This is a genomic window from Caldicellulosiruptor changbaiensis (assembly GCF_003999255.1).
In the GTDB taxonomy this organism is placed as follows: domain Bacteria; phylum Bacillota; class Thermoanaerobacteria; order Caldicellulosiruptorales; family Caldicellulosiruptoraceae; genus Caldicellulosiruptor; species Caldicellulosiruptor changbaiensis.
On sequence record NZ_CP034791.1, the window covers coordinates 131,213 to 149,700 of the forward strand.

The 18,488-nt window shown below is 33.4% G+C and carries 16 protein-coding genes and 1 pseudogene; 12 read left to right on the forward strand and 5 right to left on the reverse strand.

Annotation, left to right across the window (positions count from 1 at the left end):
• Window positions 1-5 precede the first annotated feature (5 nt).
• The 3 genes from ELD05_RS00590 (at window position 6) to ELD05_RS00600 (ending at window position 2,029) form a co-directional block, all read left to right on the forward strand.
• Window positions 6-407 (forward strand): hypothetical protein, encoded by a 402-nt coding sequence (locus tag ELD05_RS00590; RefSeq protein WP_127350920.1) that lies wholly within the window; start codon window positions 6-8, stop codon window positions 405-407.
• Entirely contained in the window at window positions 358-954 is a 597-nt protein-coding gene (locus ELD05_RS00595) for a hypothetical protein (RefSeq protein ID WP_039767020.1), read from the forward strand. The genes ELD05_RS00590 and ELD05_RS00595 overlap by 50 nt, the downstream gene beginning before the upstream one ends.
• A gap of 139 nt (window positions 955-1,093) precedes the next feature.
• Window positions 1,094-2,029 (forward strand): DUF4097 family beta strand repeat-containing protein, encoded by a 936-nt coding sequence (locus tag ELD05_RS00600; protein WP_127350922.1) that lies wholly within the window; start codon window positions 1,094-1,096, stop codon window positions 2,027-2,029.
• Between the two features lie 77 nt (window positions 2,030-2,106).
• On the opposite strand, the gene ELD05_RS00605 is transcribed toward ELD05_RS00600, so the two are convergent.
• The 5 genes from ELD05_RS00605 to ELD05_RS00625 all read right to left on the reverse strand — a co-directional run bounded on the left by ELD05_RS00605 (window position 2,107) and on the right by ELD05_RS00625 (window position 7,924).
• Entirely contained in the window at window positions 2,107-3,729 is a 1,623-nt protein-coding gene (locus ELD05_RS00605) for an NAD+ synthase (RefSeq protein ID WP_127350923.1), read from the reverse strand.
• Between the two features lie 19 nt (window positions 3,730-3,748).
• Window positions 3,749-4,162, reverse strand: coding sequence for a type VII toxin-antitoxin system HepT family RNase toxin (gene hepT / locus ELD05_RS00610; RefSeq protein WP_127350924.1), 414 nt, complete (start codon window positions 4,160-4,162; stop codon window positions 3,749-3,751).
• Window positions 4,163-4,167: 5 nt separating this feature from the next.
• Entirely contained in the window at window positions 4,168-4,599 is a 432-nt protein-coding gene (mntA, locus tag ELD05_RS00615; protein ID WP_127350925.1) for a type VII toxin-antitoxin system MntA family adenylyltransferase antitoxin, read from the reverse strand.
• A gap of 68 nt (window positions 4,600-4,667) precedes the next feature.
• Entirely contained in the window at window positions 4,668-6,194 is a 1,527-nt protein-coding gene (locus tag ELD05_RS00620; protein ID WP_127350927.1) for a response regulator transcription factor, read from the reverse strand.
• Window positions 6,191-7,924, reverse strand: a complete 1,734-nt coding sequence (locus tag ELD05_RS00625) for a sensor histidine kinase (RefSeq protein ID WP_127350929.1) — start codon at window positions 7,922-7,924, stop codon at window positions 6,191-6,193. Before ELD05_RS00625 ends, ELD05_RS00620 begins: the two co-directional genes overlap by 4 nt.
• A gap of 264 nt (window positions 7,925-8,188) precedes the next feature.
• On the opposite strand from ELD05_RS00625, the gene ELD05_RS00630 reads away from it, so the two are divergent.
• From ELD05_RS00630 to ELD05_RS00655, 9 genes and pseudogenes are all read left to right on the forward strand, one after another.
• Complete coding sequence (locus ELD05_RS00630; RefSeq protein WP_127350930.1) at window positions 8,189-9,538, forward strand: extracellular solute-binding protein; 1,350 nt, start codon at window positions 8,189-8,191, stop codon at window positions 9,536-9,538.
• 114 nt (window positions 9,539-9,652) lie between these two features.
• Window positions 9,653-10,537 (forward strand): carbohydrate ABC transporter permease, encoded by an 885-nt coding sequence (locus ELD05_RS00635; protein WP_127350931.1) that lies wholly within the window; start codon window positions 9,653-9,655, stop codon window positions 10,535-10,537.
• Window positions 10,534-11,373: a carbohydrate ABC transporter permease gene (locus tag ELD05_RS00640; protein WP_127350932.1), complete on the forward strand. Its 840-nt coding sequence runs from the start codon at window positions 10,534-10,536 to the stop codon at window positions 11,371-11,373. The genes ELD05_RS00635 and ELD05_RS00640 overlap by 4 nt, the downstream gene beginning before the upstream one ends.
• 140 nt (window positions 11,374-11,513) lie before the next feature.
• Window positions 11,514-13,955 carry a beta-mannosidase gene (locus ELD05_RS00645; protein WP_127350934.1) on the forward strand — a complete coding sequence of 814 codons (2,442 nt, stop codon included), beginning with the start codon at window positions 11,514-11,516 and terminating at the stop codon, window positions 13,953-13,955.
• A 334-nt stretch (window positions 13,956-14,289) separates the two neighbouring features.
• Window positions 14,290-14,457: pseudogene (locus ELD05_RS13920) on the forward strand (ISNCY family transposase); the annotation flags it as partial.
• A 595-nt stretch (window positions 14,458-15,052) separates the two neighbouring features.
• On the forward strand, window positions 15,053-15,199 hold the full coding sequence (locus ELD05_RS13925) for a hypothetical protein (RefSeq protein WP_158304303.1): 147 nt from the start codon (window positions 15,053-15,055) through the stop codon (window positions 15,197-15,199).
• A gap of 27 nt (window positions 15,200-15,226) precedes the next feature.
• Window positions 15,227-15,361, forward strand: a complete 135-nt coding sequence (locus ELD05_RS14700; protein WP_013431635.1) for a hypothetical protein — start codon at window positions 15,227-15,229, stop codon at window positions 15,359-15,361.
• A 168-nt stretch (window positions 15,362-15,529) separates the two neighbouring features.
• Window positions 15,530-17,008 (forward strand): radical SAM/SPASM domain-containing protein, encoded by a 1,479-nt coding sequence (locus ELD05_RS00650; RefSeq protein ID WP_164742554.1) that lies wholly within the window; start codon window positions 15,530-15,532, stop codon window positions 17,006-17,008.
• Between the two features lie 29 nt (window positions 17,009-17,037).
• Window positions 17,038-18,303, forward strand: coding sequence for a radical SAM/SPASM domain-containing protein (locus tag ELD05_RS00655; RefSeq protein ID WP_127350936.1), 1,266 nt, complete (start codon window positions 17,038-17,040; stop codon window positions 18,301-18,303).
• The last annotated feature ends 185 nt before the right edge of the window (window positions 18,304-18,488 follow it).

Consider the following 18,488-nt stretch of genomic DNA (forward strand, 5'->3'; position numbering starts at 1 on the left):
AAAAATTGAGGTGTTATTTAATTGGAAATGATGTCAAAACGTTAAAAGAACATATAGAAAAGATAGGGCCAGACAAGTATGCAAAGGAATATCTTCTCAGAAAGATGCTATATCTTCACATATACATAGAAGACCTCACACCAACACAGGCAAATATTATCAAGCAGACAATGCTCTCCATTGGCTCGGACGCTGTTGTAAACAAGGGGTGTATTGACCATTCGGTTGAGAGTTCTGACTGTCTTGTGTTTGGTAGCCTTTTGCAGCTTGAAAGGTTTTGTGAGAAGCTAAAAAAACAGCCATTTAAACTAAAAGAGGTGGCATATGAAGTACAAAAGATTGTGGAGGGGTTTAAAAATGATTGCCTTTGTTCAGGTAGAACCAGGGAAGAAAAAGATGATAGTTGAAAATGGACTTAGTATAGAAAATGACTACAATAAAAAGATTGGCCTTTGGGGAATTAATGTAAAGTGTATTTCGGGGTTTTTAAGTCCTGAGCCAATTTTTGGAGACTTTGTTGCTGTGAGAGTAGACACAGAAAGTTCATATATAGCAAATTACGACCTTTGGACAGCATTCCAGCTTACAAAAAACGAGGAGCTTAACAAGATGTATGTGAACTCTATTGTAAATTTTAAAAGGTATAGGTTTGGAGAGTATAGAATACCAGAGGTTTTGATTTTGTCATCGATCAAAAAAGAGGATGTGCTGGACATCTCAGAGATAAAAGAATTAAGTGATAGGATTTTGTCAAAGAACGACCAGATATACATCAGCTGCTTAATTGAAAGAATTACACAAAATCCAAATATAGCAAAGTATATTGTACTTAACTATTTCGATCAGCTAAGCAGTAGTAATCGTGAAATAACAAAAAAGGTTGTTGAAAAAGGTGATAGCAAACTTTATATATTCATCCAGGAAGATAGGTATGCTTGGACTGTTGAGATTTGACAACAAAACCCCTTGAGAGCTTAGATAAATCTAACAAAGTTGTACGGGGGGCAGTATACATTTTATATTATTTGTTATACAATTTTTATATAAAGTCTATACCTTTGTTTCTTTTCGCAAACTCAAGGGGGACTTTTGCATGAAACTCAGGATTTTCCTGGTATTTGTCTTGATTTTGACACTTCTGAGTGGCTGCAAACGCTCTGAGCCTAATGTCAAAGAGTATTCAAAAGAAGGAAGGTGGGAGATTTTCAATTTCAAAGGCAAGGCATTTTTTCTTGACTGTGACAATTCAAACGTAATTATAAGAGGGAAAAAAGAGTTAAAAAGCGCCACAGTTCGATATGTCAAAAAGATATTTTGGAATGTTGATGATAAAACTTCTTCATCTAAATTGCTTACAAAGTCAGAAATTGAAAAGACCTTTGATGACATGGAAATAAAGATTGAGAATACGCTTGACAGACTATATATAAAAGCAAGAGCTTACAGTGGTGAAGCCATTTTAGCAAATACACTCTCAAATCCTAAGAAAGAGTTTGAGTTTGAGGTTTTCCTTCCTGAAAAGTGCAAGGTGCTTGTCCAAAACAGCAACGGTAATGTTAGCATCTCAGATATACAAGATGGTTCAATATACATAGTAAACGGCAAAGGCAATATCACAATTACAGATGCAAAGGCCTCAATAGAAGTAAAAAACGGCGAAGGAAATATAAGACTTGACTATGTAAATGGTGATTTTTCAATAAACAACGGAAATGGGAATATAAATCTTAAGGTTGAGAAGGCGGGCGTTTTTAAGGTGATAGGCACAAAAGGAAACATAAATGCCAAGATTGATGAGCTTGATGGCTTTGGTCTTTCGTCGTTTGTCAGCTTGGGTGAGGGAAATGTAACCTTCCTTGTTGGTAAAAATATAAGAGCTCGCATTAAAGTCAATGCAAATGGTAAGGTCCAATCCAATTTTAATATGATAAAAACAGGTAAGCATTACTATATAGACCTTGATTCTGGCAAAAATTTGATTGAGATTGTCAACCTTAATGGAACGGTTAAGATTGCAAAGAACTATTGAGAATAAAAAATCCAAGGGGCCGTCCAAACTTTTTTTAAAAATTTAAGGTGAAGATTGAAGGCCCCTTTGGCTTTTATTTACACCCACCTTTGAACAATTGGCATGCGCCTGCCAAAACCAAATGCTTTTGATGTCACTTTCAAGCCTGGTGCTGCCTGTTTTCGCTTATACTCTGCTCTTTCTACCATTTTGATAATCTTTAAAACAAGATCTTTAGGATAGCCCATCTGGACTATTTCATCCACACTTTTTAACTCCTCAATATATGCAACCAAAATAGGGTCTAAGATTTCATACGGTGGAAGACTGTCTTGATCTTTTTGGTTGGGCCTGAGCTCTGCAGATGGTGGTTTTACTAAAACGTTGTGAGGTATTATTTCTCTTTCCCTGTTTATATACCTTGCAAGCTCATACACAAGCATTTTTGGCAAATCTGATATAACTGCAAGCCCGCCTGCCATATCACCATAAAGCGTGCAGTATCCAACTGCAAGCTCTGACTTGTTTCCTGTTGTTAAAACAAGCCGGTTTTCCCTGTTTGATATAAACATGAGGATATTTCCGCGAATTCGCGCTTGGATATTTTCTTCTGCTAAGTCCTGCAGAGCAACTTCGCTTCCATTGAACATTTTAAGATAGCTTTTAAACGGCTCTTCAATTGAATAAACCCTAAATTCTATGCCAAGGTTTTCTGCAAGCTTCCTTGCATCTTTTAAGCTGTGCTCTGAAGAATATCGCGATGGCATAGAAACACCTAAGACATTTTCTCTTCCTAGTGCCTCAACTGCTAAACAGCAAACAACTGACGAGTCAATTCCTCCAGAAAGACCTACTACTGCTTTTTTGGTTATTCCTGTCTTTTCAAAATAATCTCTTATTCCAAGCACGAGTGCTTTTTTAATCCACGAGATGTCTTCATGTATTTCAATTTCAGGCATTTTATCAATATTTTCAAGATCAATTTCTAAAATGTCCTCTTCAAACTCTTTTGCTTTTGCTACCAGCCTGCCGTCTGAGCTGACCACTACACTGTTTCCATCAAATATCAGCTCATCATTCCCACCAACCTGATTCACATATATAACAGGAATGCCATACTTTGTTGCAGCCTCTTTCAAAACTTTTAGCCTCTGATTTTCAAGTTTCGTATAATGATATGGTGATGCTGAAAGGTTTATAAAAACCTTTGCACCCTTTTGACAAAGCTCATCGAGCACATTTATGTCGTACATTGCATTTTCATCGTTGTTTATATTCCAGATATCCTCGCATATGCTTATGCCAAAGTTTATCCCCTCAATAGTCACAACCTCTCTTGCAGGGCTTGGGATAAAGTACCTGTTTTCATCAAATACATCATAAGAGGGCAAAAGAGTTTTGTGTATAATCTTTTCAATCCTGCCTTGATGGAAGATAATAGCGCTATTGAAAAGTTTCGAAACATGATGACTCTTTGTTGGGCTACCGACAACAACAAAACTGTCTTCCACTTCTTTTGCAATTTTTTCTACTGCCTTATCAACAGCCTCTATAAAGTCTTTTTGAAACAAGAGATCTTTTGGAGGATATCCGCAGATTGCAAGTTCCGGAAATATAAGAATTTTTGCGTCTCTGTGCGATTTTATAATTCTTATTATCTTTTTTGTATTGCCTTCAATATCCCCAACAATGGGATTTATCTGGCAAAGTAAAACTTTCACATTCTCCACCTTCTTTGTGCTAAATATACTCTGAGATTGTGTCAATAAAGTCTTCAAAATCATTCAAATTGTTAAGTATGATTTCGTAAACCATTTCTCTGTTTATCTTTGCGTAATCGTGCACAAGAATATTTCTAAAACCAGCCATTTTAGAAAATTTTTCAAACTGGGTTTTGTTAATAATATTGTTTTCGAAAAGTACTTTAAAGATATCTTTGTAGTTTTCTGGCTTTCGCAGACGTAAATCGGAAATTATATGATTACAAATGTCAAAAATAGCTTCTATTGCAAGATGCAAAAATCTTTCAGCAGAACCATACACAAATTTGTTTGAAATGTATTCTTCTTTTGGTATATTTTTAATTTCTTTCAAAAAATCAATATACTCTTTAAGCTGTGACATTTTAGACAAAATCACGTCCCTCTTTACCATAGAAATCACCTTCTAAAAAATTCTCTATTTTTTATACTTTCAAGAATCTTTTGATTGTATATTTCAGAATAATAGCTAAAATCAAGGTATTCTCTGAGCACACTTGCTTCGAATAAGCTTCTTTCTTCATGGTCTTTTAGAATTATCCCATCCTTGATAATGCTGTACTTTAAAAAAATATTGGCATTTTTCAGATTGACAATATCAACATCTCTTTTAAACACAGCTTTTCCCTCTTCTATCAAAAGACCTCTTAAGATTGCTTCGTCAATCGCAGGAATATCTTCTTCAAACATAACTGCGATGTCAACATCGCTCATATTGTTAAATGTCCCTGTTGCAAATGATCCGAACAAATATGCAAACTTTATTGGACATTCTTTGCTTATCCTCTCAACAAACTCCCTTGCCAGGTCTATAACTCTTTCTTGTACCATAACACATCCACACAGGCTTTTTTCAAACTCTTTCATAAAATTATATCACAAAAAAGGAAAAAACGCTTTTATTTTTGTCTTTCCTCTTTGAACTTCCTTGGAGACGTTCCTGTGTATTTTTTGAATATCATCGAAAAATATTTATAGTCGCTAAATCCAACCTTTTCGGCAACCTCATAAGATTTTAGATTTGTAGAAAGAAGAAGCTCTTTTGCTTTGTTTATCCTGAGTTCATTCAAAAAGTCCACAAAACTTTTTCCAGTTTCTTCTTTGAATATTTTACAAAAATAGTTTGGAGAAATTCCGCATACCTCAGCAATATCAGAAAGTAATATTTGGTTTGCATAGTTTTTTTCAATGTAAGTTATAGCATCTTTTATGATTTTTTTGTGCCTGCTTTCTTTTACATTCTGAATCTTATCAATGCAAAAGAGGACAAAATCTGTTAGACTCTTTTTCATATTTTTACTTTCTTGCACATTAAGAAAAAAGGCTGCGCTTTTGACAAACTCATCTTTTAAAGCAGGGCAGATTTCTTTTGCCTTTGTCAAAATAAGGTCAGAAAGCTTCTTATAACTGTTTTCTATAGAATTTTTATCATCTTGTTCTTCCAGTTCTTCAAAAATCTTATTCACCAGCAAAGCTGTCTTTTCCTTATCAAGAGCCATAAAAGCATTTAAAAGTTCGACTTCGTCTTCAGTCAGCTGAGATGGCAAAAACTTACTATCAGTTGCACTTTTTAAAGATAAATGCAGCTGTTTTTTGCTTGATACAACAATTCCTTTTGAAAATGAAATCTTAACATTAAGATACTTCTTTGCATTGGATTTTATTTGATTTAAAAGCTTTTCATCTACTTCTTTTGGCTCACTCAAGTTTACTATCAAAATCAAGGTGTTGTCACCAAAGCTACCGTAAAATACAAATCCACGATATTTTTCATAGATATCTTCTTCAATTAGGTTTGCAAGTAGATTTAGCACAAACTCTTTGTTCTTGTTCACAGAAGATTCCATTAACATAAAAATATCTTCAACAACAGCCAAAATCACCTGAAAGTAAGGACCTTCTAATGAGATTTTCAAAAGCCTTTCTTTCACAGGGTCAAGTACTATTTCGGGATTTGCAAACAGACTTTTCAAAAACGAAGACCTTAAAACATAAATGTTCTCTTCCACAATGTTTTTATAAAGCATAGCCTCAAAAGACTTTTTCTGCTCCTCAATTATAGATTCCTTTAACCCAACAACTGTCTTGATTAGCTCATCTGCGCTCACAGGCTTAAGAAGATAATCAGATGCACGAACTTTTAGGGCTGTCTTTAAGTATTCCACGTCGTCATACCCAGTAAGAAACACAATCTTTATATTCGGCAGACTCTGTTTTATGATCTTTGCAGCCTCAAGTCCGTCCAAAATGGGCATTCTAATGTCCAAAAGAACAATGTCTGGCTGTTTTGAAAAGCAAAGCTGTGCTGCTTCATGGCCATTTGATGCTTCTCCTATTATTTCAATTCCATAAGAGGTCCAGTCAATTGAGGATATTATTCCTTTTCTGATTACCCTTTCATCATCAGCAACAATCATTTTAATCATTTCAAATCACCTTCTTTTAAAGCTGGTTGTACAACAGTCACCTTTGTTCCAAGCCCTGGTGTGCTTTCGATTTCTATACCGTATTCATTTCCAAACGCAAGTTTTATTCTGTCATTGACATTTTTAAGTCCTATTTTGCCATTTGTATCATTCTTCAGAGCACTTTCAAATACCTCTTTTGGAGCACCAGCTCCTGTGTCGGACACGATAAAATAAAGCTTTTCATCTTTTGTAAACACTTCAATACTTATTTTTCCCTTCTTTCCGCTTTTTTCTATACCATGATAAATTGCATTTTCTACAATTGGCTGCAAAACAAGCTTTACTGTTTTATAGCATAGAGCTTGACTTTGAACGTTTAACGAAAATTCTATCAAGTCCTGATACCTGACCTTTTGTATTAGGATGTAACTGCTAAGATGTTCTATCTCTTCTTTTACAGTTATGATGTTGCTTTTGTTTGCTAATATGGACCTGAAAAGTTTTGAGAGTGCCTCAACAAGGACACATGCTTCTTTTGCACCTTCAAGCCGAGCTGTCCAGTATATTGTATCAAGTGTGTTGTAAAGAAAATGAGGATTGATTCTTTCTTGCAGCGCTTTTAATTCTGCCTCTTTTTGCTTTATTGTTGCGAGGTAAACCTGGTTCATAAGCTCATTGAGTTTTGCAGACATGCTATTGAATGCTTGAATTAGCTTTGACACCTCATCATTTCCTTTTGGCTGCATGTACATATCAAAGTTCTGGTTTGAAATGTGATCAATAAGGATTCTCAGCTGTTTGAGGGGAAAGAGAATACGATTTTGGAAGAAAACAAGAAAAATAGATGCAGCAAAAAGGGCGAGAAGGATAGTAATAAAAAGATAACTTTGTATAGCTCTGTTTTCAGCAACAAGGCCTTCCTTTTCTACAAAACTCACAACCTTCCATCCAAGAGGTTTTATGGTAGAGTATGTAACAAGGAATGTCTTGCCGGAAAGTTTTGTGTAAAAAAAGCCTTGCTCAAAATTTTCCATAGGTTTTGTAGAAATCATCTTGGCAAGGTTCTTTCCGATTAAAGTCTTGTCTGTTGAACTGAGAATAAAATAATTCTGGTTACAGATAACAAAGTTTTCAGAAAAATTTGAACTCAAGTGTATTACCTCTTCAAACAAGCTTTTTTCATCAATGTTTATCTCTAAATATCCGATTAGGTTTTTGAAGTTGTTAATATCTCTTATAGGGCGAACAAGGGAAATTACATAAGTTAATATTCCTGCCCTGCTTGTTATAACATTGGGATACCATTCGTAGCTCTGGACGTTGATATTTGAAAGATTCAATGTTTGCTCTTTGATTCCATATGTGTCAAATATAGTATTATTTTTACCCATTATGTAGATGGAATGGATATATGGTTTTTCACCAACAAGGTATGTTAAAAAGTCGTTTACATGTACCCTTGCCTTTTCAAGTTCATACAGGTCAGTTTTAAAGTCAGATTTCAAAAGCTGTCTCAAATCACCGCTCTGAATAAAGTAAAGCGAAGCTTCTTTTATATCATTTGTAATAAGCTCAAGAGAGCTTGCGATCTGTTTTACAGTATGAAGATGCGAAAATGCAAATTTGCTTTCCACTATTTTGACAGATTTTATGTATGAGGCTATTCCAATCGGGAAGCTTGAAAGAATGATCAGAAAAATTGCACATACCATAATTTTGAACTGGAGACTACCTGATATCTTTTTCACTTTACCGATTCCTTTCTAAAATAAAAATCTTTAAGATTAAAATAACACAGAAAAAGCCTAAATAACAAGGGTGAAAGATTCCAAAAAGATAAAAATTTATAATCTTCGAATATTTGTTTGGAGAAAATCTTAAACGAATAATGAAACAGCAAATGTGTTAAAATAATAGAAGTTTTAATAAGATTATTACCTACAAATTGCATAATCAAATTTGTATAATTGACAGTAGAAATGAAATAAAAAAATGAGAGGGAGGCAAAATATATGAAAAAAGTAAGATTGATTAAAAGAGTTTTAGCCATTTTGGTAGTTTTTGCGCTTGTGTTTTCTCTTGCTGCCTGCAAGAGAAAAACAGCTCAGCAGCCACAGCAGAGCAGCCAGAACAAAAACATTGAAGAAAAAATTACTTTAACGTTTACTCACATGTTTACAAACGATGGCAGTGCAATAAGCACTGGTTTTTACAATGCACTAAATGAGTACAAAAAAACACATCCAAACGTAACAATAAAACAGGAAGCTTTGTCGCATGACACGTATGAGACAAAGATAAAGACACTTGCTGCCGGTGGAGAACTTCCAGATGTGTTTGTTATAAAAGGTTCAATGGTTGACCCATTTTACAACAACGGTCAGATTGCGCCTTTAAATGATGCGCTTGACAGTGACATGGCATGGAAAAATAGCTTTGTTGAGGGTGCGTTTGACGATTTCAAAAGAGGTGACAAAATCTTAGGAATACCGATCCAGGTTCAGCCAACCTCCCTAATTTTCTATAACAAGCAGATTTTTAAGGAAGTAGGTATAAATGAGTTTCCAAAGAATTGGGATGAGTTCAAAGATGCTGTCAAAAAACTCAGAGCAAAAGGGTATATTCCAATCACTGCAGGAAACAAAGGAAAATGGCTTGTTGAGTCGTGTATTCTGAGCACTCTTGGTGACAGGTTCACAGGAACAGACTGGTTTGTCTCTATAAGAGATAGAAAAGGTGCAAAGTTTACTGACCCAGAGTTTGTAAATGCGCTCAGGGCAATTGATGAGCTTGTTAAAATGAAGGCGTTTAACACCGATATCAACTCTCTTGACAACAACCAGCAGAGGACTCTTTATTACAACAAAAAAGCTGCAATGTTCTTTGAAGGTGGCTGGGCAATTTCGCTTGTGACAAATGAGGCTCCAAAGGATGTTTTGGATGCAACAGAGCTTGCTATAATTCCGCCTGTGCCAGGTGGGAAAGGATTGCCAAACACAGTTTCAGGCGGTGCTGGCTGGGCGTTTCAAATAAATGCAAAACTTGATGGGAGCAAGAAAAATGCTGCTCTGGAACTTTTAAAAGCGCTCTCAAGCGATGCGTATTCAAGACCTATGCTTGAAAAGGGTGGTTTCCCTGCAACAAAAGTTACAAATTATGATGAAAGTAAGCTTTCTACTCTTGCAAAGAAATATCAGCAGCTTGCAAAGAATATAAAATATGTGCCTGTGTATGATGTTCAGCTATCGCCTGGTGTGATTGAGGTTATGAACAGCGGTCTTCAAGACATGATAATAGGCACACTTACACCCGAAAAGCTTGCTCAGAAGATTCAGCAGGAGTATGAGAGAGAAGCGAAGTAGTTTTAGAATTTTGAAAAAGAAAAAAGAGGGGGAAAGCCTTTTTAAACTCCCCCTCTTTTGTCTACCAATATAGTTTTTACATAAATTTGAATTTTAAAAAGGGGAGACTTCAGCATGGAAAGACAACTATTCAAACCAAGCTCGAGGGTATTCATTGCCTATCTTTCACTGCCTGTTTTATGGTATTTATTTGTTGTGGTAGTGCCACTTGTATTGGCGATAAGGTACAGCCTTTACGAGTGGTCTGGTGGGCCAAAGATGAGATTTGTTGGACTTTCCAATTACATCCAGCTTATACATGACTACGACTTTTGGTTTTCTTTTAAAAACAATCTCATAATAACCCTGCTTTGTATAATAGGCCAGATTGGAATTGCCTTTATTTTAGCAGCGTTGATGACAACAAGAGTTTTGAAGTTCAAAGAGTTTCATAGAACAGTTATATTCTTGCCTGTTGTACTCTCACCTGTTGTAATAGGCTTTATTTGGATGCTTATGTACAACCAGCAGATAGGCATATTAAATTGGGTTTTGAGAGCAATTGGCTTGGGCTCGCTTGTCAGACCATGGCTTGATGATCCCAAGCTTGTCATATACTCTGTTTCTGTACCACTTATTTGGCAGTATATAGGTTTTTATCTTGTTATACTTATGGCCTCGCTTCAGTCAATTCCTAAGGAGATATTTGAGGCTGCAGAAATTGACGGTGCAGATGGATTTAAAAGAACCATCTATGTTATACTGCCACTTCTGTCAGATACGTTAAAGGTTTCAATTATGCTTTGCATTGCAGGTAACATGAAAGTTTTTGACCATATATATGTCATGACAGGTGGCGGACCAGGCAAAAGTTCGATGGTTATGGCACAGTATGCATATAACAACTCATTTATAATGTTCAAGCTTGGATATGGTGCAACAATCTCAGTCGGGATTTTGGTGCTAAGCCTTGCAATAATCCTACTTTCGCGAAGACTGATGGGAGGAAGTGAAAAATGAGTATAAAAAAGATTGCTTTCAAAATAGGGGCACTAATTCTTAACATATTAGTTATGATACTTTCTCTTTCAGCTATATTTCCAGTTGTGTGGCTTATTTACTCATCACTTAAAACTGAAAGAGAGTTTGCTTTGAGTATTGCTTCGCTGCCAGTACATCCTACATTTGAAAATTATGTAAATGCGATAAAGACAGCAAAAATGCATATATACTTTTTCAACAGCTTATTTACAACAGTTATCTCTGTTATCCTGATTGTAATATTTAGTTTTATCGTAGGGTATTTTTTTGCAAGGTATCAATTTAAAGGAAGAACACTCCTGTATACAATGTTTTTGGCAGGGATGCTAATCCCTATTCATGCGCTTCTGGTGCCATTGTTTGTCCAGTTTAAAGTCTTTGGGCTTTTGGACAGAAGAATTACGCTAATTTTTCCTTATGTTGGTTTGGGTCTTCCAATGGCGATATTTTTGATGGAGAACTTCATAAGAGACATTCCGCATGAAATAGAAGAAGCAGCTTATATTGATGGTGCGACCTTGACTCAGACTTTGTTTAGAATAATTCTTCCCATTTGCAAGCCTATAATCTCAACAGTTGTAATTTTAAGCGCACTTTCAACTTGGAATGAGTTTTCATTTGCTCTTGTTTTGATAAAAAGCGATGCGCTAAAAACGCTGCCTGTGGGACTTACAAACTTTTCATCTCAGTATACTGTAAAATACACTCAACTCATGGCAGCAATAACAATTGCAATACTGCCGGTAATCATAACCTATCTTGCCTTTAACAAAAAGGTTATACAAGGGCTTGTTGCTGGTGCTGTCAAAGGGTGATAATCTTTCACCCTTATTTACTTTCTAAAATTATGAGATAAAGAGTAAAAATACAGGCAGATAAAGCAAATGTGTAAAGTATTATAATATAATCTTAGACAAAACATGTTGCTGAAAAGGAAAAACAGGGGGAGTTTACATTGAAGATAAGCCTTGATGGAAAATGGAAATTTAGAGAAGTGGGCAGCCTTGAATACTTGGATGGCACAGTTCCAGGGTGTGTTCAGCTTGATTTAATCAACCTTGGCAAGCTTCCAGACCCGTTTTATGGAGTAAATGAGGTTTTGTTCTACTCTTTGGAAGAAAAAGACTTTGAATATGTAAAAGAATTTTATGTTGAAAATCTTGACTATCAGGTCAAAAGGCTGGTGTTTGAAGGGATTGACACAGTCTCTGATATCTATTTGAACGAGTTTTACTTGGGTAGAACGGATAATATGTTTTTGAGGTATGAATTTGATGTATCAACCATTTTGCAAGAAGGAAAGAACACTTTAAAAGTTATTCTTTACTCTCCAATCAAAGAGGCAGAAAGGTTAAAGAAAATTTACCAATCAAAATATGAGTATCCGCAAAGAAGCTGGATAAGAAAGTCTCAATATTCATATGGATGGGACTGGGGACCACGAATTCTCCAGATAGGAATCTGGAAGAGTGTGTATTTAGAGCTCAACAATGGTCTTGAGATAACAGATGAGTTTGTCAAAACAGAACACTTATCAGAAGATTTGGCAGTAGTCAAAGTGTTCGCAAAGATAAATTCATTTGAAAAGCCAAGAAGTGTTGAAATAGAAATCTCTGATGGGAAAGATGCCAAAAAGGTTATACCAGAAGTCTACAAGTCAAAAGAAGGGTATTTTATTGAAGAGAGGATTGAAATAGAAAATCCGAAGCTGTGGTTCCCCAACGGCTATGGTGAGCCAAATTTATATACATTCAAGATTTTGGCAAAAACATCAAATGAAGAGGCAACAAAAATAGTAACAACGGGTTTGAGGACTGTTAGGATTATAAAAGAAAAAGATGAGCATGGAGAGAGCTTTATATTTGAAATAAACGGTATTAAGGTGTTTGCAAAGGGTGCAAACTGGATACCTGCAGACTCAATCCTGCCAAGACTCACAGAAGATGACTACAAACAGCTCATCAGGATGGCAAAAGATAGCAATATGAACATGCTCAGAGTCTGGGGCGGCGGGATTTATGAGTATGACTGGTTCTATAGAGAGTGTGACAAAAATGGTATAATGGTATGGCAGGACTTTATGTTTGCATGCGCAATTTATCCCGATGAGTTTGACTTTTTCGTTGAGAATTTCAAAAAAGAGGCAGAATATCAGATAAAACGCCTGAGGAACCACCCATGTATAGTGCTTTGGTGTGGGAATAACGAAAACAACTGGGGCTTTGTTGACTGGTGGCACCTCGGCGACCCAGAATTTTTGGGAAATAGGATATACAAAAAGGTTTTGCCACAGATTCTATCAGAGCTTGACCCAACAAGACCGTACCACATCTCAAGCCCGTATGGTGGGGAGCACCCAAACAGCAGCACTGCTGGTGACAAGCACACATGGGATATCTGGGCTGGCTGGAAAGACTATATTTACTACAAGAATGACAATGCAAGGTTTGTGAGCGAGTTTGGTTTTCAGGCAGCAGCACACCTTGATACAATGAAAAAGTACATTCCTCTTAAAGACCAGACAATCTTCTCAAAAACTTTGAGAATGCACGAAAAGCAGGAAGAAGGTTTGGAAAGGCTTATAAGGTATATGGCAGGCTCAATTGGTCTTCCAAAAGATTTTGATTCTTTTGTTTACCTTTCACAGTTTGTTCAAAAAGAGGCTATTAAAACCGCTGTTGAACATTATCGTAAAAATAAGTTTAGAACTGCCGGTGCTCTTTACTGGCAGCTAAACGATTGCTGGCCTGTTATATCATGGTCATCAATTGATTATTTGAAAAGAAGAAAGGCGCTTTACTATGAGTCAAAAAGATTATTTGCAAAGTTTTTGCCAGTTGTTGAGTATGAGGATGGAAAGCTTAAAGTTTATGTTGTAAGCGATGATTTGAAGACAAAACAAGGTAAGCTAAGTATTACAATCTGGAACTTTGATGGTCAGAAACTTTATGAGAAAGATCTTGCAGTGGAAATTCCTAAAAATAGTGTAATAGAAGTATTTTCCGAGAAAGTAGAAAACTTGAATATTTTAAAGGGTGAGTGGTTATATATACCCAAACATGTTGAAACGGCTGTAATTGGGGATAAGATAGACAGAGGACTTTTGGAAAGCATAGTTTTTGTGAGCCTTTTTGTTGATGAAGTAGAGTACGAAAACTACTTTGTATTTGAAAAGCCAATAAACCTTGAGCTAAAACCCTGCCAGTTTGAGTACGAGATAAAAGATGACTATATTATAATAAAACCAAAAACTCCTGCGATTTGCCTTATAATTGAAGCTGATAGAGATGTAGAAGACAACTTCATCTTTGCAAAACCTGAAAAAGAGTATAAGATTAATCTAAATGGAGGACAGGTCAGAAAGGTTTGTGATTTGTTAGATTTGATTGAGCGATGAAAAATAAAGCTACTAAAAAAAGCTCTAAGGTAAAATCCTCTCTGGCATTACAATAAACTTTGCCGGAGAGGATTTTTATTTTTGGCACAGAATGGATAAAGTAAAATTTAGTTTATTGAATAAAACAAATTAACATAAAAGATAACAGATAAATATAGATAAAAAAGTTATTCTCCATGATGAGAATTAAAGTAAGAAGAAAACACACAATAAGTAGGGACAATGACTGATTTTATTAAAACACAAAAATGAAAATTTTTAGAACTCATTATGATAATTAATTGAGTATCTAATATCAAGGAATAATGTTAGAAAATAGCAAAATAGAATGTCAAAGAAATTTAACTTGGGTCACATAATAGCATGTTTTGTTTATAAAGTAAAAAATAAGATGAAAAGCCTCAAAGAATTAGAATACAAGATAAATGAAGATGAAAAGTTTAAGCAGGTGATAAAGATGGGAAAGAGTCTTGAACACTTATATTTTTCTAAATTGGCAAAATAATTTAAACAGATATCTATGTTCAAAAATTGAGAACCAAAAATTTTCTTTATAGGTACTCATGGAATAATTTTTAACTTTAGATAATTACATTAATGTCAGAATTGTTTATTCAACAAGTTATATTTTAAATTGTGATACATTTTTATTATATTTTTATTTTTAAAGTATAAGTAATTTTGAGAAATTTTAAGTTATTAAAAGAAAAATATGCATTAAGCATTAGATTTGGCTGAAAATCAGCTAAAAAAAAAAAAAAAAAAACGAGTTTGACAGGATGAAAAGATATAAGATAAAATCTGTATAGAAATTCCAAACAAATTTTAACATAAAAAGTGTTTAAATATAAGATTCCATAAACATAAAAGCAAAGAAGTAATCTCACTAGAAAACAAGCAATATAAAGAAATAAAAATAAAATACTATTGTGTAAATTAGTATAATGTATTGTAGGAAATTTGTATTTATTTGAATCAGTTTTTATTATTATGCTTACAGTTAGAATTAGAATAGGAACTTTGCGAACTTATAAAAGTTAATAACGCTCATATTGAGCGTTTGTGCAAAAAGTTTAAAAAAATACAACACGAAGGAGGTGAGCGAAATGGAAATAATCAACAGCAAATTAGATACTGTAGAGGTTGGTGGAGAGTTAGGTTGTTTGATTGCATGCGTAGGTGGATGCCTGTTGCAATTTGAAGTTTTATCAGCGCTGGCAATTGCTACAATGCATCTATCTTAACTTTAAGAGAAGAAGGAGGTACCAAGAATGGAAATTTTAAACTACAACGACAATCAATTAGAAATAGGTGGAAATTGGGCTTGCTGGCTAGGATGTGGTTCATTTTGTTTATTATTTGATGCGATAGGAGCATTTTTAGGGTCAGTTTCATCTGCTCTATAAAAAGCTCGGGGGCTGTCTTATGAAAATCAACAAAAAATTTTACATCGCAAGCGAAGATTAAGCAACTAAAAATGTGCATTACAAAGATAAGCTATCAAGTTATTTATGTAGACAGCCCCCGCTTTGCACAATGCCATAAATAACAAAATTTATATTAAGGTGGTTATGATGTCAAAAAGGAAGTTAAGTATATTTGAATTTGAAACAAAAAATAAAAATAGATATATTTTTGATAACGTTACAGGTCTTATTATACCTTCATCTAATGAAGATAAATTTATTATAGAAAATATCACTATGGGGGAACAATATATTTTAAATAACTTAGTTACTAGATTTTTTTTAGATGAAACAATAGCAAAGAACAAATATAATTACATAAAGACATTAGTAGATAATGGATATTTTTACATGTCTAAGGAAGAAAAATATTTAAGTGTAGAAGAATGTAGAGAAATGACTTTAAAATCTGGTGTATTTCAGTTAATATTAATTATAACAGAATCATGCAATTTGAGATGTAAATATTGTATATATAATGAACATTATCCATATTATAGGACATACTCTAATAAAAATATGAATTTTGAAGTTGCTAAAAGAGCAATTGACTTATATTTTGAGTTATATCAGAAAAAAAAAGAAAATGGTTTAAAAAGACCTCCAATGATAAGTTTTTATGGAGGAGAACCTCTAATTGGATACAAGTTAATAAAAGAAATTGTTAATTATTGCAAAAAGTTTGACTACGATGTTCAGTTTTATATAACTACAAATGGGACATTACTAAATAATGATATTATCGAATTTCTTGTTGATAATAGTTTTAATATAGCTATAAGTTTAGACGGAAATAAAGCTAATCATAATAGAAATCGTGTTTATATAGATGGTAAAGGGACATTTGATACGATTGTTGAAAATATATATCTCTTAGATAAAATTAGAAAAGAAAGAGGATTGAGACAGCCATTAACTTTTATTTGTTGTTATGATGATTTTACGGATATGAAAAATGTTATTGAATTTTTTGAAACTTTAAGGAAAAGTATAGGAGATTTTAATATAGTATTTAATGAAGTTTACAGATATGATACTACATACTATGATTATTGCAAATATTCAATAAAAAATGATTATAAGTTTTATAGTCTCAGCAACAATGCTATAAAAACATTGCAAGAGTTACAAGATGTGTATATAAAAGCGCAAGAAGAGAATAAAGAAGTTTCATTGACATTAAAGTTTCTTTTTCAAATATTTTCATTGTTGAAGTTTAGATATCAGGGTTTTATGGGAATATTAGGTAATGCTTGTGCTCCTGGTGATAAGATAGCAGTTGATCCGGAGGGAAACATATTTATCTGTGAAAAGGCTGTTCAGAAATTCGATATTGGAAATGTAATGGAAGGTATTAAATGGGATAAAGTTCAAAATATTGTAAATAAATTTTTGGAAATAAGATACGAAAATTGTGCAGATTGCAATATAAGTAGATTATGCGAAGTATGTTATGTTCATTTTATGTCAAGCGATAATTTTAGATTTAATAGTGGTTTTTGCAATGATAAGAAGAGGAGAATAAATAAAGCTTTATCAATATTATACAGCGTATTAGAAAATAATCCTTATGCTTTTGAATATTAAAGAAAATGCTTTTTTAAGGAGAGAATAAAATGGGTATTTATTTTAAACTTTATCCACATGTTTATTTTATTAGGAATAAAAATTCTGCATGTTTGTATAATACGTTAAATGGTGATATGATTTCTTTAAAGGAACCCTATATTTCTTTGTTGGAACTTTCTGAAACTAACACAGATTTACAAAATATTAATAATAATATGGATTTTTATAATCAACTATATAAGTTAAATTTAGGTGCTTTTTACAGACAACCTGTTTATGTTGAAAAAGCAATGCTCGGATTGGGTGAACCTTTAAGAAAAGTAGTGCCAGAAACTCATTTAATTAAAGAACTTCAAATCGAAATAACTAAAGAATGTAATTTTGATTGTAAGTTTTGCATAAAGGAAGATAATATTTTGTTTAGAAAAACAGGTTGTAAAAGATGGAAAAACGAAGGAAAGGCATTAAAATTAGACGAGTGGAAAAATATTATTGAACAAGCTTCACAAATGGGATGTCGAACGTTAACTTTTTTTGGTGGAGAACCATTCATAAAATATAGTGTGTTATATGATTTAGTTAAATATGCAAAGAATTTTAGCATTGCTAACATTAAAGTTTTTACAAATGGAGCTTTATTAACAGATGAAATGCTAAGTTTTATTAAAAAGGAAAATATAGAATTAACAATTCAAATTTTATCTTTTGACGAGAATTGTTTTGATAAAATTAGTGGAGTTAATGGTGCATTCAAAAAAGTTTTCAGAAATTTAGACAAAATGTTGGAGTTAGGTATTCAGTTTAATATTTTATTTTTGGTAAATAAGTTTAATGAGACAGAGTTAGAATATATAAAATCTTTTAAAACTAAAATAAAAAGAGAAGTTGTTGTTGACTTTATTCATCCAAAACCAGAAAATAATTTTTATTCTACTAAATATATCAACTATATATATGCTAAAGAAAGAAGATTAATAAAGCCTAATTTACATACATTTATGTTTTTAAAAAATTATAATTGTTGTTATGGAGAAAAAATAGCAATTTCAGAAAATGGAGATGTCTTTCCATGTATAATGTCTAGACAATTAAAATTAGGCAATATCAGGGAGATTTCAAAGCTTTATAAAATATTTAATACTGATTTTTATTACTTTTTGAAGAAATTGAATAAAGATAAAATTGAAGGATGTAAAGAATGTGCTTATAGATATGGCTGTATCGATTGTAGGGCATTGGAAATGGCTGCTACTAATAAGCTTACAGGTATGGAATATTGTGAGTTTGCAAAACAATTAATGGGGGAGGTTTAATGAATAGCTATAATTTATGTAAATTGGATAATCGAAAACTTTTGTTGGATGTTTGGAATTTAGTTAAAAACAAGTATGCTTTGTTTCATATTAGAGATGTTTGCTGGGACGAAATAAGATTTATATATGAGAAAAGACTTTTTGAAAACCCTAGTTCGGATATTTATGATTTAATTAGAGGTTGT

What these genes read in the sequence shown, in the direction of transcription:
- ELD05_RS00635 (WP_127350931.1), top strand. Translation starts at nt 9,653, where the DNA reads ATGGAAAGACAACTATTCAAACCAAGCTCGAGGGTATTCATTGCCTAT.
- ELD05_RS00650 (WP_164742554.1), top strand. Translation starts at nt 15,530, where the DNA reads ATGTCAAAAAGGAAGTTAAGTATATTTGAATTTGAAACAAAAAATAAA.
- ELD05_RS00595 (WP_039767020.1), top strand. Translation starts at nt 358, where the DNA reads ATGATTGCCTTTGTTCAGGTAGAACCAGGGAAGAAAAAGATGATAGTT.
- ELD05_RS00640 (WP_127350932.1), top strand. Translation starts at nt 10,534, where the DNA reads ATGAGTATAAAAAAGATTGCTTTCAAAATAGGGGCACTAATTCTTAAC.
- ELD05_RS00620 (WP_127350927.1), bottom strand. Translation starts at nt 6,194, where the DNA reads ATGATTAAAATGATTGTTGCTGATGATGAAAGGGTAATCAGAAAAGGA.
- ELD05_RS00600 (WP_127350922.1), top strand. Translation starts at nt 1,094, where the DNA reads ATGAAACTCAGGATTTTCCTGGTATTTGTCTTGATTTTGACACTTCTG.
- ELD05_RS14700 (WP_013431635.1), top strand. Translation starts at nt 15,227, where the DNA reads ATGGAAATTTTAAACTACAACGACAATCAATTAGAAATAGGTGGAAAT.
- ELD05_RS00655 (WP_127350936.1), top strand. Translation starts at nt 17,038, where the DNA reads ATGGGTATTTATTTTAAACTTTATCCACATGTTTATTTTATTAGGAAT.
- mntA (WP_127350925.1), bottom strand. Translation starts at nt 4,599, where the DNA reads ATGGTACAAGAAAGAGTTATAGACCTGGCAAGGGAGTTTGTTGAGAGG.
- hepT (WP_127350924.1), bottom strand. Translation starts at nt 4,162, where the DNA reads ATGGTAAAGAGGGACGTGATTTTGTCTAAAATGTCACAGCTTAAAGAG.
- ELD05_RS00630 (WP_127350930.1), top strand. Translation starts at nt 8,189, where the DNA reads ATGAAAAAAGTAAGATTGATTAAAAGAGTTTTAGCCATTTTGGTAGTT.